At 62.7% G+C, this 17968-nt stretch carries 12 protein-coding genes; 4 read left to right on the top strand and 8 right to left on the bottom strand.

The genetic code is table 11. From position 1 onward, the window contains the following. Positions 1-68: 68 nt before the first annotated feature. Together KLP40_RS00500 and KLP40_RS00495 are read right to left on the bottom strand one after the other, a co-directional pair. Positions 69-1295, bottom strand: a complete 1227-nt coding sequence (locus tag KLP40_RS00500; protein WP_215591525.1) for an S-adenosylmethionine:tRNA ribosyltransferase-isomerase — start codon at positions 1293-1295, stop codon at positions 69-71. A gap of 83 nt (positions 1296-1378) precedes the next feature. Further along, positions 1379-2152, bottom strand: coding sequence for a class I SAM-dependent methyltransferase (locus tag KLP40_RS00495; RefSeq protein WP_246558566.1), 774 nt, complete (start codon positions 2150-2152; stop codon positions 1379-1381). A gap of 226 nt (positions 2153-2378) precedes the next feature. On the opposite strand from KLP40_RS00495, the gene KLP40_RS00490 reads away from it, so the two are divergent. Further along, the gene (locus tag KLP40_RS00490; RefSeq protein WP_215591524.1) at positions 2379-2948 is read left to right on the top strand and encodes a hypothetical protein; all 570 of its coding nucleotides are present in this window, start codon (positions 2379-2381) and stop codon (positions 2946-2948) included. 218 nt (positions 2949-3166) lie between these two features. After that, positions 3167-3901, top strand: coding sequence for a hypothetical protein (locus KLP40_RS00485; RefSeq protein WP_215591523.1), 735 nt, complete (start codon positions 3167-3169; stop codon positions 3899-3901). A 24-nt stretch (positions 3902-3925) separates the two neighbouring features. Here KLP40_RS00485 and priA read toward each other — a convergent pair whose 3' ends face one another. From priA to rpsF, 6 genes are all read right to left on the bottom strand, one after another. Then, positions 3926-6472, bottom strand: coding sequence for a replication restart helicase PriA (priA, locus tag KLP40_RS00480; RefSeq protein ID WP_215591522.1), 2547 nt, complete (start codon positions 6470-6472; stop codon positions 3926-3928). Between the two features lie 165 nt (positions 6473-6637). Next, the gene (locus tag KLP40_RS00475) at positions 6638-8668 is read right to left on the bottom strand and encodes a thioredoxin domain-containing protein (protein WP_215591521.1); all 2031 of its coding nucleotides are present in this window, start codon (positions 8666-8668) and stop codon (positions 6638-6640) included. 67 nt (positions 8669-8735) lie between these two features. After that, a complete protein-coding gene (locus KLP40_RS00470; protein WP_215591519.1) occupies positions 8736-11474 on the bottom strand; it encodes a GSCFA domain-containing protein in 2739 nt (912 codons plus the stop codon). A 293-nt stretch (positions 11475-11767) separates the two neighbouring features. Next, a complete protein-coding gene (rplI, locus tag KLP40_RS00465) occupies positions 11768-12211 on the bottom strand; it encodes a 50S ribosomal protein L9 (RefSeq protein WP_215591517.1) in 444 nt (147 codons plus the stop codon). A 109-nt stretch (positions 12212-12320) separates the two neighbouring features. Further along, positions 12321-12572 (bottom strand): 30S ribosomal protein S18, encoded by a 252-nt coding sequence (rpsR, locus tag KLP40_RS00460; protein WP_215591511.1) that lies wholly within the window; start codon positions 12570-12572, stop codon positions 12321-12323. A gap of 10 nt (positions 12573-12582) precedes the next feature. Then, positions 12583-12954: a 30S ribosomal protein S6 gene (gene rpsF, locus KLP40_RS00455; RefSeq protein WP_215591510.1), complete on the bottom strand. Its 372-nt coding sequence runs from the start codon at positions 12952-12954 to the stop codon at positions 12583-12585. Positions 12955-13343: 389 nt separating this feature from the next. Here rpsF and KLP40_RS00450 point away from each other — a divergent pair, with 389 nt between their 5' ends. Both KLP40_RS00450 and KLP40_RS00445 read left to right on the top strand, forming a co-directional pair. Further along, on the top strand, positions 13344-14669 hold the full coding sequence (locus tag KLP40_RS00450) for a cytochrome c3 family protein (RefSeq protein ID WP_215591500.1): 1326 nt from the start codon (positions 13344-13346) through the stop codon (positions 14667-14669). Between the two features lie 197 nt (positions 14670-14866). Next, on the top strand, positions 14867-17890 hold the full coding sequence (locus KLP40_RS00445; protein WP_215591499.1) for a TAT-variant-translocated molybdopterin oxidoreductase: 3024 nt from the start codon (positions 14867-14869) through the stop codon (positions 17888-17890). The last annotated feature ends 78 nt before the right edge of the window (positions 17891-17968 follow it).

The following is a 17968-nucleotide window of genomic DNA, read 5'->3' as shown; positions in this document are numbered from 1 at the left end:
AAAGCTCACCACGTGTTTTCTGCCCGAACACGGCGGGCTTACCGCGCCTGCTTGAGCATCCAGGCCGTTCAGGGCAGCAGCAGGGAGGAGTCGCCGTAGCTCAGGAAGCGGTAGTCGTGGGCCAGGGCGTGGTCGTACACGCGCCGCCAGTCGGAGCCGATGAGGGCCGCCACCAGCAGCAGCAGGGTGCTTTCGGGCTGGTGGAAGTTGGTGATCAGGCCGCTGATGAGCCGGAACCGGTAACCGGGCGCAATCAGGAGCTGGGTAGTGGCGTGCAGGGTATCGGATTGGGTGAGTTCCAGCTGGGCCAGCAGCGCCTGCAGGGCCGTTGTGGGCGCTATTTCGGTCTGGTCCTCGTAGGGCTGCCATTGGCGCACGTGCCAGGCGGGCGCCAGCGCGGGCTGCTGCACCAGGGCCGCGCCCAGCCAGTACAGGCTTTCGAGGGTGCGCAAACTGGTGGTGCCTACCGGAATCACGGGGCCGCCGGCCAGCACGTGGGCCAGCAGGCGGCGCAGGGTATCGGCCGTTACGCTGATGGGCTCCCCGTGCATGGGGTGGTCGGCCATCTGGTCGGCTTTTACCGGCTGAAACGTGCCCGCGCCCACGTGCAGCGTGACGCGGGCGGCGGCGGTGCGGCGCTCGGCCAGCTCGGCCAGTACCGCTTCCGAGAAGTGCAGGCCGGCCGTGGGGGCCGCCACGGCCCCTTCCTGAGCCGCATACACCGTCTGATAGCGGATGGCGTCCACGTCCGTATCGGCGCGGTTGAGGTAGGGAGGCAGGGGCAGGTGGCCGGCCCCGCGCAGCACTTCGGCAAAGGGCAGCTCGGCGGGCTCCCAGCTGAACGCAATCAGGGCGTAGCCGTCGTGCTGCTCTTGGCGCTCGGCCCGCAGCACGGCGGGCTGGCTGTCAGCTTCAAACTCCACCGTGACGGGGCCTTCCTTCCAGCGGCGGCCGTTGCCCACCAGACATTTCCACACGCAGGCGCCGGTTTGCTGCATGGCCGGCTCGATGGCCTGGTGCGGGCTCACCGGCTCCAGGCAGAACAGCTCCACCATTCCCCCGGTAGACCGGCGGGCAAACAGCCGGGCCCGCACCACCTTGGTGTCGTTAAATACCAGCAGGCTGTTATCCGGCAGCAAAGCCGGCAGTTCGTGAAACGTGCGGTCCTCGATAATGCCCCGCTCGTACACCAGCAGCCGGGACTGGTCGCGGTTGGGCAGCGGCTCGGGCGCAATGCGGTCGGCGGGGAGCTGGTAGGTGAAGTCGAGAATGGAAAGCTGGCGCGGGTCAGGCATGCTGGGTAGTGCTTCGGGCTTGGGAAATAGAGCCTGGGTGATAGCTCTGCCTAAGCACGAAGCCCTATCAACCAGGCCCTATATCACTTCTGAAAAAACAGCAGGTGCTGCTGGGGCAGGGTTGCCACCGAGTCGGTGAGGCGCAGGCCCACGGCGGCCATTTCGCGGCGGGCCTGGGCGATGCTCATCTTGTGGATGCGCTTGATGGGCACGGTGGGGTCCTCGGCGCGGTATTCGACCAGGGCCACGCGGCCGGTGGGAGTAAGGGAGTTGCGGATGGCGCGCATCATTTCCCGGGGATGATCAAACTCGTGGTAGGCATCCACCAGCAGCACCAGATCCACGCCGGCCGTGGGCAGATTGGGGTTTTGGGTGGTGCCGCGCACGGGCACCACGTTGGTGATGCGGCGCTGGTCGCGGGTGGCGCGCAGGGCGGTGAGCATCTCGGGCTGAATGTCCACGGCCAGCACCTTGCCCTGGGGCACCAGCGGGCTGATGCGGAAAGTGAAAAAGCCCGTGCCGGCCCCGATATCGGCTACTACGTCGGTGGGCTTGAGGCGGAGCTCGCGCAGCAGCAGGTCGGTGCCTTCCTCCGCCGGCCGGCCGGAGCGGTCGAGCCAGGCGGCGCCCTCGTGACCCATCACGTGGGCAATCTGGCGACCCAGGTAGTACTTGCCGATGCCGTTCAGGTCCTGGGGCGTGCGGCGCACGTAGCCGCTCGAATCGGGCAGGTTCTGGCGACGCTGCTCGGTGAGCTGGGCGGCATTGCCCTCCGACAGGGGCTGGGTACAGGCAGCGGGAGCCAGCAGCAGGCCGGTCGCGCCAAGCCGCAGGAGCGGCGTTCTAAAACACATCATAGGCACGGGTACAAAGTAACAGCGCAGTTCTAACATTCGCGCCAGCTGAACCGTTCGGTTGTGCCGGGCTTCCTTCTTTTCCTCTCGGCCCGGCGCTGGTGCGCAGGACACTACTGCTGAAAACAACCCGGTAAAACAGGGCGTAAGCAGTTATTCGGCCATCGTTTCCTAATTTGGCACGTACAATCCGCGTTTGTTCAACCATTCACCTTCCTCTTTCCCGCTTATGAAACACCTGTCCGGAATCCTCAACAAGCTCACGGCCGTGGCCGCCGTGGCCCTGGCCCTAACGAGCTGCAACCGCGCCGAGTATGCCATGCTGCCCAAAACGTCCTCGGCCTACCACGGCACCCAGCGGGCCGTAGTGGTTACGCCCGCTACGCCGGCTGCCGCCGAAGCAATGGTAACTGCCCCGGCTCCCGTGGCTACTCCTGCCCCGGTCGTGGTAGCCGCCACCCCGGTAGCTCCCGCCGTTTCCTCCGCTCCGGCCGTTGCGTCGGTTGCTCCGGCAGCAACTCCGGTAGCCCAGCCGGCCAAGCTTAACCTGGTGCAGAAAGCGTTGGTGCAGAAGCTGGTGAAGAAGGCCAACAAGGTAGCCTCGAAAGTACAGGTGAAGGCAAAGTCGGAAACGGCCGCCGCTACTGCCCTGAGCGGCAACCTGCGCACGGGTATCATCCTGCTGCTGGTAGGCGCCCTGGTAACGCTGCTGCCGGGCAGTATTTTCAGCCTCATTGGTGGCATTATCGCCATCATCGGTCTGATCTTCATCATTCTCTGGCTGCTCGACGAGGTATAAGCGGCTTCGCCTTTTATTCCTGCACAAGCCCCGGTTGCCCATTGGCAGCCGGGGCTTGTGCTGTCTGGGCTAGAGCATGCCCAGACCAGAATAGAGTCAGGGCGAAGTATTATCAAATTGAGTTTTTGTCTCATATTTGATGCAGCAGTAACAGGCCGGCAATAGCCGCCTGATTCTCGCAATTGGTAATGCTTCACTATGCTGTTGTGGCTCCCGTTATGAAATTTCGATACCTGGGCAACCTGCTGATTGGGTTGTCGCTCGTGGCCTGCCAGAGCGCCCGCCTGCCCACGGTGCTACCTGAATCTACCGGATACGGCCGCGCTACGATTTCCCTCCCCGCCAACGACTCCGCGGTGGCGCCCCCGGAGCTGTCGGCGTCCCTGCCCGTTTCCAATGCTGAGCCGCCTCTCCGCCTTACGCCGCCCGCCAGCCCCAGGCTGGTGGCGGCTCCGGTTGCGCCGCGGCCTACCCTTACTGCGGCGCCCGATACGGCGCTGGAGCGCCTGCTACGCCCCGATCCGGTAGCAAAGCCCGACGCGGTGACCACCGTGGTGAACGTGACCGGAGCGTTGTCGCTTCTTGGCGGCATCGGCTTGCTGATTGCTGCGGCCAACAACGACAACGGTGGCTACGGCGGATTAGGCCAACTGCTACTGGCTCTGCCGCTCCTCGCCATTGGTATTCCGCTGCTGTTTTTTCAGGGAAAAAACGGGCGTCTGCGGAAGCGCCGCGAAGCCCGGATAGCCGCCGAGCATCCCGGCACTAAACCGGCTCCTAGCCCTGAGGAGGCCAATCGTCCACTGCATCGGCTGGGGCTGGGAATGATAATCGGCGGCGGACTGCTGTTGGTACTGGGGCTGGTGGGCGGATTCGGCGGTCTTCTGCTGGCCGTCTTTTTAGGGGTGCCCCTGGCAGTAGTAGGGGCCATCCTGCTGATTGCCGGCTCGTAGCCTGTAATCCGCCGTCAGTGCCCTTTACATCGGGTCCACGTCGGCGGCCAGGCGCACCTGCTTGAACTCTTTCTGGTCGCGCACCACGTCCATGGCGGCCATGATGTCGGCTTTGGCGGCCTTGAGCACGGTGTGTTCCCGGCTGAGCTTGATGGTGATTTCCTGGAGGTAGAAGTTGCGGATGCGGAAGATGTAAGGCGCTTCGGGCCCCAGCACGGCCTCCCGGCCCAGGCGTTCCACCAGCTCCTGGGTCAGCAGCAAAGCCGCCCGCTCGCCCACGGCCACGTCCATGTGCTTCACGGTGAGGCGGATGATGCGCATGAAGGGCGGGTAGCCGTGCTCCCGGCGCTGGGTGATTTCGTACTCGTAGAAATCCAGGTAGTCGTTGCGAATCACCTTGTCGAAGATGACCTGCTCGGGGTCGCCGGTCTGGATGATGACGCGGCCCTTCTTGCCCTTGCGGCCGGCCCGCCCGCTCACCTGCACAAACATCTGGAAGGCCCGCTCGTGGGCCCGGAAATCGGGGTAGTGAATGATGCTGTCGGCGTTGATGATGCCCACCAGGCTCACGTTGGCAAAGTCCAGGCCCTTGGTCACCATCTGGGTGCCCACCAGCACGTTGGTAGCCTGCTTCTCAAAATCAGAAATAATCTGCTGGTAGGCGTTCTTGGCCCGGGTCGTGTCCAGATCCATGCGCTGCACGTTGGCCTGGGGCAGCATCACCTTCAGGTCGTCCTCAATCTTCTCGGTGCCGAAGCCCACGGTTTTCACGTTGCGCGAGCCGCAGGCCGGGCACTGCACCGGCATCCGGTCGTGGTGGCCGCAGTAGTGGCAGCGCAGCTCGTGGGCCTGCTTGTGGTAGCTTAAGCTCACGGCGCAGTTGGTGCACTTGGGAATCCAGCCGCAGTCGAGGCAGTTGATGAAGGGGGCGTAGCCGCGGCGGTTCTGGAACAGAATGACCTGCTCCTGCTGGGCCAGTTTGCTCTCCATCTCGCTCATGAGCTCGGGCGTGAAGTGGTTGAGCATGGTTTTCTGCTCCCGGCTCTTGCGGGTATCCACGAGCACAATTTCGGGCAGGCCGGCTTCCCCGAAGCGCTTGGTCAGGCTCACGAGGCCGTAGCGGCCGGCGCGGGCCTGGTAGTAAGTCTCCACGGCCGGGGTGGCCGAGCCGAGCAGGGTTTTGGAGCCCTGGAAGTGGGCCATCATCAGGGCCACCTCGCGGGCGTTGTAGCGGGGCGAGGGGTCGTACTGCTTGTAGCTCGATTCGTGCTCCTCGTCCACAATCGTGAGTGAGAGGTTATCGAAGGGCAGGAACACGGCCGAGCGCACGCCCACCACCACCTGAAACCGCCCCGAGAGCACCCCGTTCCACACTTCCACCCGCTCGTTGTCGGAAAATTTGGAGTGGTAAACGCCTAGCCGGGAGCCGAACACGCGCATGAGGCGGGTTACAATCTGGGCCGTGAGGGCAATTTCGGGCAGCAGGTACAGCACCTGGCCCCCGCCATCGAGGGCCTGCTTGATGAGCTCAATGTAGATTTCGGTCTTGCCCGCGCCCGTTACGCCGTGCAGCAGCACAATGTCCTTGGTCTGGAACTGGCGCATGATGTCGTCGCGGGCTTCCTGCTGGGCCTCGCTGAGCGTGAAGTGCATGCGGGCCTCGGCGTCGTCCTCGTCCAGCGGAAAGCGCGACACAATCTGGTCGAACTGCTCGAGCACGCCGTTTTTGATGAGCGTGTTCACCGCCGAGGGCGAGAGGTGGGGCGCCGAGGTCAGGGCGGCCTTGTCCATGCCGCGGTGGTTGGCGTGCTCGTTCTGGTACACGGGCACGCGCTGGAGGTAGCGCATCACCACGTCCAGCTGCTTGGCCTTGCCGGCCAGCTGCCCGAACAGCTGCTCAATAGCGGCTTCCGACACGTAGTGGTGAGCCAGGCGCACTTTCTTCACCACCTTGGGCGCGTACTTGTCCTTGAGGTGCTCGAAGAGGAACACCACGTCCTTCTGCATCAAGGACTTGATGTACTTGTGGAAGGAGGCAATGCCCAGCAGGTCGCCCACCTCCGTGAACGTCATCGACTTGCCTTCCTCGCCAGTGCTCAGCGCGTCCACCACCTTCTGCTCCTGGTCGCTGAGCGGGTAGGGGTGGTTATCGGGCTCGTAGGCCGGGTGGAGCTGCACGCGGCTCTCGGAACTGAGCTTGAGGGCCGAGGGCAGGGCCGCGTTAATCACCTCGCCCAGGGTGCAGAGGTAGTACTCGGCCATCCAGCGGAAGAGCTGGAGCTGGGGCTGGGTCACGACGGGCGCGTCGTCGATGAACTCGAGAATGTACTTGGCCTGGTAGAGGGCGGGCGGCGTTTCGTGCACGGCGGCCACAATGCAGCTGAGCGTCTTTTTAGCCCCGAACTGCACAATCACGCGCCCGCCCACCACCACCTGGTCGTTGAGCTCGAAGGGCACGCGGTAGGTGTAGAGGCGGGGCAGGGGCAGGGGCAGAATCACGTCGGCAAACAGCGTGACGCGGTCGGCCGCCGGTTCCGGCGCGGGCTGCACAAAATCGAAGGAAAGACTCAAGGAAGACGAAGGCGAAGGGTAAACAGGCCCGGGGAGGCAGGAATCGGCTTTTAGACTGCCAACTCCACCCGGGCGCCGGCGCCGCCAAACGGCCCCGGTCCGATTAGTAAAGATACACCACCCGCGGCCGGCAACGAAGCCCCGGCAGCGGAATTCCGCCGGCCGTCAGGGGCGGGGCAGTTGGGCCAGGGTCTCGGCTACGGAGTGGACCGGCTGCTGGCAGGCGCGGTTAAAGCAGACATAAATGGTGGTCTGTCCGTTCCGGGCTTCGCGGCCCCGCAGCAGGGGCAGATGGCTGGTGCCCTGAGTGCCAGCCAGAACCACGTTTGGTAAAAAATGCCGGCTCAGCTCCCGCCGGAATTCCTCGGCCGCGGGCCCGACGATGGTAATTTCGGCCGTGGGCCGAAGTAAATCGGCGTAGAGGCTGGCCCAGTGGGCGAAGCTGGCGGGCTGCTCGGCCACCAGGGGCTGCACCCGGCGCAGCATGTCGGCGGCCAGGGCGAGGTAGTCGGCGTCTTCTAGGTGCAGGCCGAGGCGGTGCAGGTTGTGGGCCATCACCGAGTTGGAGGCCGGCAGCACGTTATCGGTCAGCTCCTTTTTGCGGGCGATGAGCACCTCGCCGTGGTCGGCGGTGTAGAAAAACTGCTGCTCCGTGGGGTCGAAGAAGTGGGTGAGCACGGCCGTGGTCAGGTGCTGGGCCTCGTGGAGCCACTCTTCGGCAAACGTGGCTTCGTAGAGGCTGATAAAGGCCCGGATCAGCAGGGCGTAGTCTTCGAGGAAGGCCGGAATGGTGGCCCGGCCGTTCTTGTAATTGCGGTAGAGCCGGCCGTCGAGCAGTACCCGGTCGCGCAGAAACTCGGCGCAGCTTCGGGCCAGCACCAGGAAGTGGGGTTCGGCAAAGGCCCGGTAGGCATCCAGCAGGCCCTGCACGGTGAGGGCATTCCAGCTGGTTAGGATTTTGTCGTCGAGGGCGGGGAGGGGGCGGGCGGCGCGGGCGGCCAGCAGCCGGGCCTGCCAGCCCCGCACCAGCTCGGCCACTAGGGCGGGCGTCAGGTCGTGGGCGCGGGCAAACTCCGCATCCGACTGGCGGCGGTGCAGGATGTTGGCCCCGTGCTCCCAATTGCCGGGGGCGGTGCACTGGTAGTAGGCGGCGGCCAGGGGCGTCTCGTCGCCGAGTACGGCCTGCAGCTGCTCCCGCGTCCAGACGTAGAATTTGCCCTCCACGCCCTCACTATCGGCATCCAGCGCCGAATAAAAGCCGCCTTCCGGACTGAGCAGCTCGCGCTCCAGAAAGCCCACGGTGCCGTACACCACCGCCCGGTAGAGTGGGTCGGCGGTGGCCTGGAAGGCTTCGGCGTAGAGGCTCAGCAGCTGGCCGTTGTCGTAGAGCATCTTCTCGAAGTGGGGCACCAGCCAGTCGGCATCGGTGGAGTAGCGGGCAAACCCGCCGCCTACTTGGTCGTAGAGGCCGCCCCAGGCCATTTCGCGCAGAGTCAGGTGCAGCTGCTCCAGCAGGTCCGGGCGGCCAGTCAGGGCCTGGGCCCGCAGCAGGAACTGCCAGGCAACGGGCAGCGGAAACTTCGGCGACCTATCGAACCCGCCCTTCTGGGTATCAAACTGCGCGGCCAGCTTATCGGTCAGCTCCGCGAACTGCGCATCCGAGAGTCCCTCGGCCGAAGCCGTGACGCGGAATTTTTCCAGCTCGCTGATTTGCAGGTCCCGGGCAAACTGCTCGGCGGAGGCCTCCAGCTCGGTCCGGTGCTCCCCGGCGTACCCGATTCCGATGCTGGTGAGCAACTGGAGCCAGTTGCGGGGCGGGAAGTAGGTGCCGCCGTAGAAGGGTTTGGCGTCGGGCGTCAGGAACACGTTCAGGGGCCAGCCGCCGGGTAGGCCCATGGCGTGCAGGGCTTCCAGGTACACCTGGTCCACGTCGGGCCGCTCCTCCCGGTCCACCTTCACGCAGACGAAGTGAGCGTTCATCACGGCCGCAATCTGCGGGTTCTCGAATGATTCCCGCTCCATCACGTGGCACCAGTGGCAGGCCGCGTACCCGATGCTCACCAGTAACGGCTTCTGCTCGGCGCGGGCGCGGCTCAGGGCCTCCTCGCCCCACGGGTACCATTCCACCGGGTTGTGGGCATGCTGAAGCAGATAGGGGCTGGATTCGTGCTGGAGGCGGTTAGCGGGGGCAGACATAACGAGGGGAGAAACTGGAAGGAAATATGGCAAAAGAAAACCCGGCCTGTCGGGGCCGGGTTTTCAATTAGTTGCTTTCAGAAGCCGGCGGTTCAGGAGTAGTCTTCCTGGCGGCCGGCTTTTTCGCCGCGGGCTTCCTAGCGGCTGCCTTCTTGGCTGCCGGTTTCTTAGCCGCGGGTTCCGGCGTGGCCGGTTGCGCTGCCGGGGTAGCTTTACGGCTCTTGGCGGGCGGTTTTGCTGTTGGTTTGGCTGCTGGCGTTTCTACGGGCAGTGTTTCCTGTGGGGCAGCGGCTGCTTTGGCCTTGGGTTTCGTCTTGGCCGGGCTTTTCGGTTTGGCCGCCGCTTTGGGTTTCGCTGTTGGAGCTACGGCTTCTGTTGTAGCGGATTGCGGCGCAGCAACCGCCGCCGGGGCCTCCGGCAAGGGGGCCGCCTTGGCTTTGCTTGCGGCCCGTTTGCGGGCGGGAGCCTTAACCGGTGCTCCGGTTGCCGGTTCCGGTGCCGAAACCGGCTCCGCAGGGGTTGGAGTCGGCGCGGCCGCTTCCGGCTGAGCGGTAGCCGGTGCTGCCTGGGCGGCGGGCTTGCGGCGGGTGGGCTTCCGGCCGGTAGGAGCAGCAGTTGCCGGGGTCGGATTTGCCGGGGCCGACGGCGCTGTTTCAGGTGCTGCTACCGGGAGTGGGGGAGTTGCGGTGCTGGTTGTTTCAGCCGCCGCTACCTCGGCAGAAGCAGTCTTGGCCGATTTGGCGCTCGTCCGTCGTTTGGAGGCGGGCTTTTTCGCAGCAGCAGCCGGCGCAACTTCTTCCGTCGTTGACGCCTCAGCGGCCGGTGCGGGCTGCGAAGTGGGAACAGCACCCCCGGTAGAAGCAGCCCGGGGGGCCACTTCTGCTACCGGATCAGGCGTTACCGCGGTGGCGTCCGGAGCAGCTTCTGCTTCGGCTGCGTACAGGGGCTGCCGGGCCGGGCGGTTGCCCGAACGCTCGGTTCCTTCGCGCTTGCCCCCGCGGCGGTTGTTGCGGCTGCGGCGGTTGCCACTTTCTTCCTCGGCGGCTGGTACTTCGGCAGAAGCCGGAGCTGCCTCCGCTGTGTTGGCTTCTTCAGGAGTGGCGGCAGTTTTCGGGGCCATATCGGCTTCCGGGCTGCGGCGCGGCCGGCGCAGTTCTTCCTCAGTCACGTAAACGACCTGGGTGGAAAGCTCTTCAGCAGAAGGCGCTGCTTCATTCTCCGTGGCGGGCTGCTGCGCGGGTGCTTCCTCGGCGGGCAGAGAAGCGGGCAGTACGGCTACCACGCTGCCGTCGGCCTGCAGGTCGCCGGCGGTCTGCTCGGCGGCGAGGCGGGCGTGCTTGCGCTTGGTGCGCTTGGCCCCCCCGCGGGAACGGCGCTTCTTGCGGCGTTCCGGTTCACCTTTGCTTTCGTCTTCCGCTTCTTCTTCCAGGTCATCCTGCTCCGATTCCGCCAGCGTGGCAGCCGAGTAAGCCTGATCGTAGGCCGAATCGGGTGTTACGAGGGTTTGAGCTGGGGCGGCAGTGGGTTCGTTGCTGATGTTTGGCTCCTCATCTTCCTCTTCGAGCAAAACGCCGAAGCCAGGACGCAGAATACGGGCCTGACCGCGGTCGGTAGCATCGTCGTCGGAATCCTCGCGGGTTTGCGGAGTAGGAACGGGCTTGCGGTCAGCCGGGGCCTGCTGAGGCGTAGCGGCCGGAGCAGGAGCGGGGAGCGGTGTGGCCGCCGGTTTAGCGGCCACCACAGGCTCTTCATCGAAGGAGCCGATATCAATGCGCTCCTCGCCGTCGTCGTAGTCCTTCGGTTCCGGGGCGGCGGGCACCACGGGTAGGGGCAGGTTGGCCAGCTCCCGCTCCACGTGCAGCAGTTCCATGCGCACATCGGCTTGGGAGGCCACTTTGCGCAGGCGCTCCAGCGTGGCTTCCAGAAACTCCCGGTGCTCGGGGGCCGCCGGGTGCAGGGGCCGGTGATTCAGGCTCTGGCGGATGCCTTCCCACTCCTTCTTGAAGCGGCCGAAGGTGGCATCGAAATAGGTGCGCGTAAACCGCTCCCAGACGTAGTTTTCGGCTACTTCCGAGGGGTGGAGCATGTCGGCGGCGTAGAAGCGGTAGTCCCGTAAATCGTCCAGCAGTAGCTCGTAGGCCGGGAAGTATGTCACGTCGGGCAGTAGCTCGCTCAGGTAGTGGCAGGCCACCCGCAGCATGGCCTTGCTGGCCGAGTTGAGCACGAGCGTATCCTTGACGTGACGCACGGGGCTCACCGTCAGAATAAAGCGCAGCTTGGGGTTGATGCGGCGCAAATAGGCGTGGGTTTCGGCCACGGCCGCAATAATATCGTCGGCGGTGAGCAGTTCCTTGTCGAACTTCTCGGCCGGCAGCTTGTGGCAGTTGCTGATGATTTCCTCCGTTTCGCGCAGGCGGTAGGCAAAGGCGCTGCCCAGGGTGAGCACCACCGCGTCGGCGGTGGCCAGAAATACGCCCGCTTCCCGGGTCAGGGTCTGGATGCGCTGGAGCAGTTCCACCGGGTTGTCGGCGCCCAGCTCAGCGTGCAGGTCGTGGTTCTGCCAGCGGCCCCGGGCTTCCACCAGGTGCTGCTGCCAGTCCATATCCTCGCCGGCGGCGGCACGCAGGAGCTTGCAGGCGGAAATCGGGTTGAACACGGTGCCGAACGGGTTCACCATCGTCGCGACCTTGAACTCGGTCAGGCGCGCGCCGATGGAGTCCGAAAAGCAGGACCCGATGGTCAGCACGCGGGCCGAGGGCGGCAGCTGCTGAGGATGGGGGGTAAGGGGGAGTTCAGTACGAAACATTGGGCTGGATACGGCCCCGATGGGCCAACGGACGGGCAACCTACTCAACATCCCGCGTTCGGCCAAAACGGCCGGCGCGCGAATGGGCGCCGGCAAACGGCGCGGCGGGCTGCTGCCGCACTACAAGATGGAACCGGGCGGGCGCGCCGCAGGGCGCGGCCTCGTGAGCCGATATACGGGTAAAGGTCGTAATAAGTAGGGCAGTTTGTACGAATAGGCCCCAAACAAAACGCCCGGCTGCCGAAGCAACCGGGCGTTTTGGAGCACGAAACGCAGATTCCGCCGTGGGTAGCCTACTCGGCTACTACGTTGAAACGGATTTTGTGCTTCACTTCGCGGTGCAGATCCGCCGAAGCCGTGTACTCGCCTACCGACGTGGGGTCGGAATCGAACGAGAGGCGCTTGCGGTCTACCTCAATGCCTTTGGCTTTGAGGGCATCAGAAAGCTGCAGAGTGGTTACGCGGCCGAAAATCTTGCCGCTTTCGCCCACTTTCGCCGGAATGTCCAGTACCATGTCGCCAATCTGGTCGGCAATGGCCTGGGCGTCGCCTTTCACTTTGTCAGCCTTATGAGCGGCCTGACGCACGTTTTCAGCTACGATTTTCTTGTTGGTTTTGTCAGCCAGTACGGCCAGGCCCTGGGGCAGCAGGTAATTGCGGCCGTAGCCGGGCTTTACCGTCACGAGGTCGTTCTTGTAGCCGAGGCCCTTAACGTCGTCTTTCAGAAATACTTCCATGATTTTATTTAGTTGTTAGTGCTTAGTTGGTAGTGCTTCGTTGCCAGTAGGGTCAATCAGACAACTACCAGTTCCTATGCACTAGGCACCAAACACTAAGCCCAACCATCTATTTCAGCGAGTCGGTTACGTAGGGCATCAGGGCCAGGTGGCGGGCCTTGGCAACGGCCTGGGCTACTTTACGCTGGAACTTGAGGCTGGTGCCGGTAATCCGACGGGGCAGGATGCGACCCTGCTCGTTTACGAACTTCAGCAGGAAGTTCGGGTCCTTGTAGTCTACGTACTTGATACCGGCTTTCTGAAAGCGGCAGTACTTCTTACGAGCGTCCTGCTTGTGGAGCTTCTCGTTCGCGAGACTCATTTTACGTTGCTTAGCCAACTGCTTCGGTCGTTTTAGGTTTGGGTTGATTCATTTCGCCTTTGCGACGACGGCCTGCGTATTCCACGGCGTGCTTATCGAGCACGGTGGTCAGGAACCGGATAACACGCTCGTCGCGGCGGAAAGCCAGCTCGAGTACGTCAACGATGTTGCCCTCTCCGGTGAACTCCACGAGGAAGTAGTAACCAGTGTTCTTTTTCTGAATTGGGTACGCCAGCTTTTTGAGGCCCCAGGATTCAGTGTTGATGATGTCGGCGCTATTTTCCTTAAGCACCTGCGAGAACTTCTCGACCGTCTCTTGCACTTGGCTCTCGTTCAGCACGGGAGTCAGAATGAAGACCGTCTCGTAATTTCTTACTGCCATTACGACGGGGTGAAATTGATGTGAAAAAATCAAATGAGGGGCAAAGATAGCAGGATTTCGGCCAACAACTACTGCTCCGCGCACAATAATCCCGGATAACGGCGGGCCGGTAAAAAATTGACAATCAAACCGCAACCGTCCGGCTCCTGCGCGGTTGCTATCTGGGGAGCCGCCCGCCCGGCCTTAAACCCGGCTCCTGGGCCGGAGCAGGAGAGGGGAGCCGGCATACCTATATATAACGAGGGCAGGGAAATAGCCGCTTTAGAATGATTCTAAGCTGTCGTTCGGGGGCGAAAATTAGCCCGTGCCGGTTTGTTCTCTGGGTTTCCCAACCTACATTTGTGGCCTTGAAGCACCCCCGCGTTTCTTTTTTTTAGTCAATCTGTGCGATGGATAGCATCCGACTTCGTCCCCCCTTCCGCCTCTTTCTCGCTCTGTTCCTGTTTCTTGCCAGCGTAGGTCTGACCTGGGCTCAGGGAACTTCCAACGATCCGAGTACGGCAGGCGTAACGCCCGGTACCGTAGCCGCGGCCGCTCCGGCCGCCGCCGCCGGCACCACCACCGGCGACCCCGCCGCCATTGCCGCCGGCGATGCCCTGTTCAAAGGCAACTGTGCCCAGTGCCACGCCGTGAACGAAGTGGTAGTGGGTCCGGCCCTGGCCGGTATCACCAAGCGCCGCCCCATGTCCTGGATTATTCCCTGGATCAAGAACTCCAGCAAGATGGTAGCGGCCGGCGACGAGTACGCGGTGAAAATCTATAACCAGTACCAGAAGCAGCAGATGCCCAGCTTCCAGCTCTCGGATGCTGAAATCACCTCGATTATTGCCTATGTAACGGCCGAGGAAGGCAAGGCTACTACCCCTACCGGTATCACGGCCGGTCAGGGCGATAACACGGTGGTAGACGGTACAGCTGCCGCCAATGGGGAAGATGGCAAAGCCATGAACATCCTGCTCATCGTGCTGGTGGTGGTGCTGATTGTACTGGTGGTAACGCTGGTTATTATCGCCAACATCATGAAGGATGTGCTCCGCGGCCGCAAAGACCTTGATGGTCGCGACGTGGAAATTATCGACCAGCGCTTCGACTTCTCGAAAATCTACAAATCGACGGCGGTTCGCGCCATCGTTGGGGTGGTGTTCGTGCTGGCCGTGCTTTACGGAGGTGTGCAGGAAGCCATAGGCGTCGGTTTGCAGCAAGGCTACCAGCCCACCCAGCCCATTGCCTTCTCGCACAAGCTGCACGCCGGCGAAAACCAGATCAATTGCGCCTACTGCCACACTTCGGTGTACAAGAGCAAGTCGGCCAACATTCCTTCCCCGAACATCTGCATGAACTGCCACTCGCAGATCAAGACGGAGTCGCCGGAAATCAAGAAGATTTACCGCGCCATTGAGCGCAAGCAGCCCATCCAGTGGGTGCGCGTGCACAACCTGCCTGATCTGGCTTACTTCAACCACTCCCAGCACACGCAGGTGGGTGGCATCGAATGCCAGACCTGCCACGGTCCGATCCAGAACATGGAAGTGGTATACCAGTACTCGCCCCTCACCATGGGCTGGTGCATCAACTGCCACCGCGAAACGCCGCTCAACACCAAGGGCAACGGCTACTATGATAACCTCGTGAAGCTGCACGACACCAAGAACGGCGCAGTGCCCTTCACGGTATCCTCGAACGGCGGCACGGAGTGCTCGAAGTGCCACTACTAGGGTCTTAGACTATTAGGGCCTTTGGGGCTTGGATTTTTTAGAAACCGACTTGTTTGTTTTTAACTAGCATCCAGGACTCTGAGCCCCTAAGACCCCGCCAATAAAGAACTTCCCAAGTCAAGACAAGCACCCTCTTGCGGATTACCAGGCGTCGAATCCAAGACCCTAGGTTCCCAAGACCCCAAGATCCAATCTAAATGCAAGATTCGCCTAAGTACTGGAAGGGAATTGAGGAGCTGGAAAGCTCACCGGAGTTCGTAAAGAACGCCCTGAGTGAGTTTGCCGACTTCATGCCGGTGAAGGAATCCCATGGCACGTCGGATGCCACGGTAGCGCCGCGCCGCGACTTCCTCAAGCTCATGGGATTCGGTCTGGCTGCCGCGACTCTGGCCAGCTGCGAAGCGCCGATTAAAAAGGCTATTCCTTACCTCAACAAGCCCGAGGAGGTTGACCCAGGTATTGCCAACTTCTACGCGTCCACGTTCTTCAACGGCCAGGACTACAACAGCGTACTGGTGAAAACCCGCGAGGGCCGCCCCATCAAGCTGGAAGGCAACCCCGAGTCGCCGATCACCCGCGGTGGCCTCTCGGCCCGTGCCCAGGCGGCCGTGCTGAGCCTCTACGATGGCGCCCGTCTGCAGCACTTCGCCAAGAACGGCGCGAAGGTGGACAAGGACCAGCTCGACCAGGAAGTGCGTAACGCCCTGGCTGGAGCCGGCCGCGTGGCCATCGTGTCGCCGACCATCATCAGCCCTTCGACCAAAAAGGTAATTGCGGAGTTTGCGGCCCGTTTCGGGGGCGCGGAGCACGTGATGTACGACGTGAATTCGGCCTCGGGCCTGTTGCGTGCCAACGGCGGCGTACTGCCCGCCTACGACTTCAGCAAAGCCGACGTTATCGTGAGCTTTGGCGCCGACTTCCTCGGTACCTGGCTCTCGCCGGTAGAGTTTGCCCGTCAGTACGTGGAGAACCGCAAGGTTTCGAGCACGAAGCGGACGATGTCCAAGCACTTCCAGTTCGAGACGAACATGTCGCTGACCGGTTCCAACGCCGACGTGCGGGAGCCGATGAAGCCTTCGGCCCTGGGAGAAGCCGTGGTTTCGCTCTACAATGCCCTGCTGGGTGGGGCCAAGCCAGCCGGTAAGCTGGGTATGGCTGCCGCCGCGCTGCAAAGCGCCGGCTCGCGCGGCCTCGTGGTATCGGGCTCCAATGACCCCGCCATCCAGACGCTGGTGACGGCCATCAATCAGCGCCTGGGTTCGGGTGCCGTCGATACGGCCAACCCGTCGTTCGTACGCCAGGGCGATGATGCCCGCATGGCACGACTGGTGAAAGATATTGCCGCCGGCCAGATTGGCGCGGTTATCTTCTACCATGCCAACCCCGTGTTCGACCATCCCATGGGGGCCGACCTGAAAGCGGCACTGACGGCCAAGAAGGTGAAAACCACCATCTCGCTCAACGACCGTCTCGACGAAACCGGCTCCCTCTGTACGTATGCCGCTCCCGACCACCACTTCCTGGAATCGTGGAACGACTTCGAGCCTAAGCGCGGCTACCTAAGCCTGGCGCAGCCGGTGATTACTCCCCTGTTTGCCACCCGCCAGGCCCAGGATTCGCTCCTGACCTGGGCGGGCAACCCCACCACCTACTACAACTACCTGCGTCAGCAGTGGCAGGGGGTACTGGGCGCTGGCAACTTCGCTAAAGCCTGGGATAAGGCAGTTCATGACGGTGTAGCCCGGGGCTCGGCCCTGCCGGCTCCCGCCGCGCAGCTGGAACCCGCCATGGATGCCAACAGCGCCATGGCAGCCATTAAAGGTGCTAAGTCGGGTGGCATTGAGCTGGCCATCTACGAGAAAATCGGGGTGGGTAACGGCGCTGATGCCAACAACCCCTGGCTGCAGGAACTGCCCGACCCGGTAACCAAAGCTACCTGGGGCAACTACGTAACGGTTCCCCGCGCCTATGCCGTAGAGCAGAAGTGGGAGCAGGGTGACGTGGTTACGGTTACCGCCAACGGTAAATCCGTAAGCCTGCCCGTGCTGATTCAGCCCGGCCAGGCCGCCGGCACCATCGGTATTGCCCTCGGCTACGGTCGTTCAGCGGCTGGCAAAGTAGCCAACGAACTTGGTGAGAACGTGCTACCGCTGGCCGTGATGCGTAACGGTGCCATCAGCTACACCAACACGGTGCAACTGAATGCTACCGGCACCCAGTCGCCGATTGCCCAGACCCAAACCCACCACACCATCATGGACCGCAAGCCGGTGGTGCAGGAGGCGACGCTGGCGCAGTATCGCGAAAACCCCAAGGAGGTAACCGAGTACGAGAAGATTTCGACCCCCGACGGCCTGGAGAAGCCCAGCAAGGTTTCCCTCTGGCAGGACTACGAATACAAGAACCACCACTGGGGCATGGCCATCGACCTCAACTCCTGCATCGGCTGCGGCTCGTGCGTAGTGGGTTGCCAGGCCGAGAACAACGTGGCCGTAGTGGGCAAGCAGGAAGTTATCAACCGGCGCGAAATGCACTGGATGCGTATCGACCGGTATTACAGCTCCGCGGCACACAAAGAAGACTTCGAGGAGAAGGGCAAACTGGCAACGTACGCCGCCATGGAAGACCCTTCCGAAAACCCCTCGGTTATCTTCCAGCCGATGATGTGCCAGCATTGCAACCACGCGCCCTGTGAGACGGTGTGCCCGGTACTGGCTACCACCCACAGCTCGGAAGGTCTGAACCAGATGACCTACAACCGTTGCGTAGGTACGCGCTACTGCGCCAACAACTGCCCGTACAAAGTGCGCCGCTTCAACTGGTTCTCGTACTACTCAAACGAGAAGTTTGAGACTGTGAACGGCCACATGTTCACCGACCTGGGCCGCATGGTGCTCAATCCCGACGTAACGGTACGGGCCCGCGGCGTGATGGAGAAATGCTCCCTCTGCGTGCAGCGGATTCAGCTCGGCAAACTGGAAGCCAAGAAGCAGAAGCGCCGCCCCAAGGATGGCGAGATTGTTTCGGCCTGCGCCCAGTCCTGCCCCACCCAAGCCATTGTATTCGGTGACATGCGCGATTCGGAGTCGCGGATTTCGCAGCTGCTGCGCCGCGAGGACGGGGAGCGCGCCTTCCACGTACTCGATGCCATCAACGTTCAGCCCAACATTACTTACCTGACCAAAATCCGCAACACGGACAAGTCAGATTTCAACGCCTAATCTCGGAACTTAGCTTGTTGGGGATGTAGGGGTTTGGTTTTCTGCGAAGGCAATCAACCTCCCACCACACCAAATCCC

This window comes from Hymenobacter piscis (assembly GCF_018760735.1).
Classification (GTDB): Bacteria; Bacteroidota; Bacteroidia; order Cytophagales; family Hymenobacteraceae; genus Hymenobacter; species Hymenobacter piscis.
Note: the sequence above shows the minus strand (reverse complement) of the source record. Positions and strands in the feature narration are given on the sequence as shown.

Bases quoted from the DNA above. Each gene is read 5' to 3' on its own strand.
- rplI (WP_215591517.1), bottom strand. From the start codon at position 12,211: ATGGAAGTATTTCTGAAAGACGACGTTAAGGGCCTCGGCTACAAGAAC.
- KLP40_RS00495 (WP_246558566.1), bottom strand. From the start codon at position 2,152: ATGATGTGTTTTAGAACGCCGCTCCTGCGGCTTGGCGCGACCGGCCTG.
- KLP40_RS00470 (WP_215591519.1), bottom strand. From the start codon at position 11,474: ATGTTTCGTACTGAACTCCCCCTTACCCCCCATCCTCAGCAGCTGCCG.
- KLP40_RS00500 (WP_215591525.1), bottom strand. From the start codon at position 1,295: ATGCCTGACCCGCGCCAGCTTTCCATTCTCGACTTCACCTACCAGCTC.
- KLP40_RS00450 (WP_215591500.1), top strand. From the start codon at position 13,344: ATGGATAGCATCCGACTTCGTCCCCCCTTCCGCCTCTTTCTCGCTCTG.
- rpsR (WP_215591511.1), bottom strand. From the start codon at position 12,572: ATGAGTCTCGCGAACGAGAAGCTCCACAAGCAGGACGCTCGTAAGAAG.
- KLP40_RS00475 (WP_215591521.1), bottom strand. From the start codon at position 8,668: ATGTCTGCCCCCGCTAACCGCCTCCAGCACGAATCCAGCCCCTATCTG.
- KLP40_RS00485 (WP_215591523.1), top strand. From the start codon at position 3,167: ATGAAATTTCGATACCTGGGCAACCTGCTGATTGGGTTGTCGCTCGTG.
- KLP40_RS00445 (WP_215591499.1), top strand. From the start codon at position 14,867: ATGCAAGATTCGCCTAAGTACTGGAAGGGAATTGAGGAGCTGGAAAGC.
- KLP40_RS00490 (WP_215591524.1), top strand. From the start codon at position 2,379: ATGAAACACCTGTCCGGAATCCTCAACAAGCTCACGGCCGTGGCCGCC.
- rpsF (WP_215591510.1), bottom strand. From the start codon at position 12,954: ATGGCAGTAAGAAATTACGAGACGGTCTTCATTCTGACTCCCGTGCTG.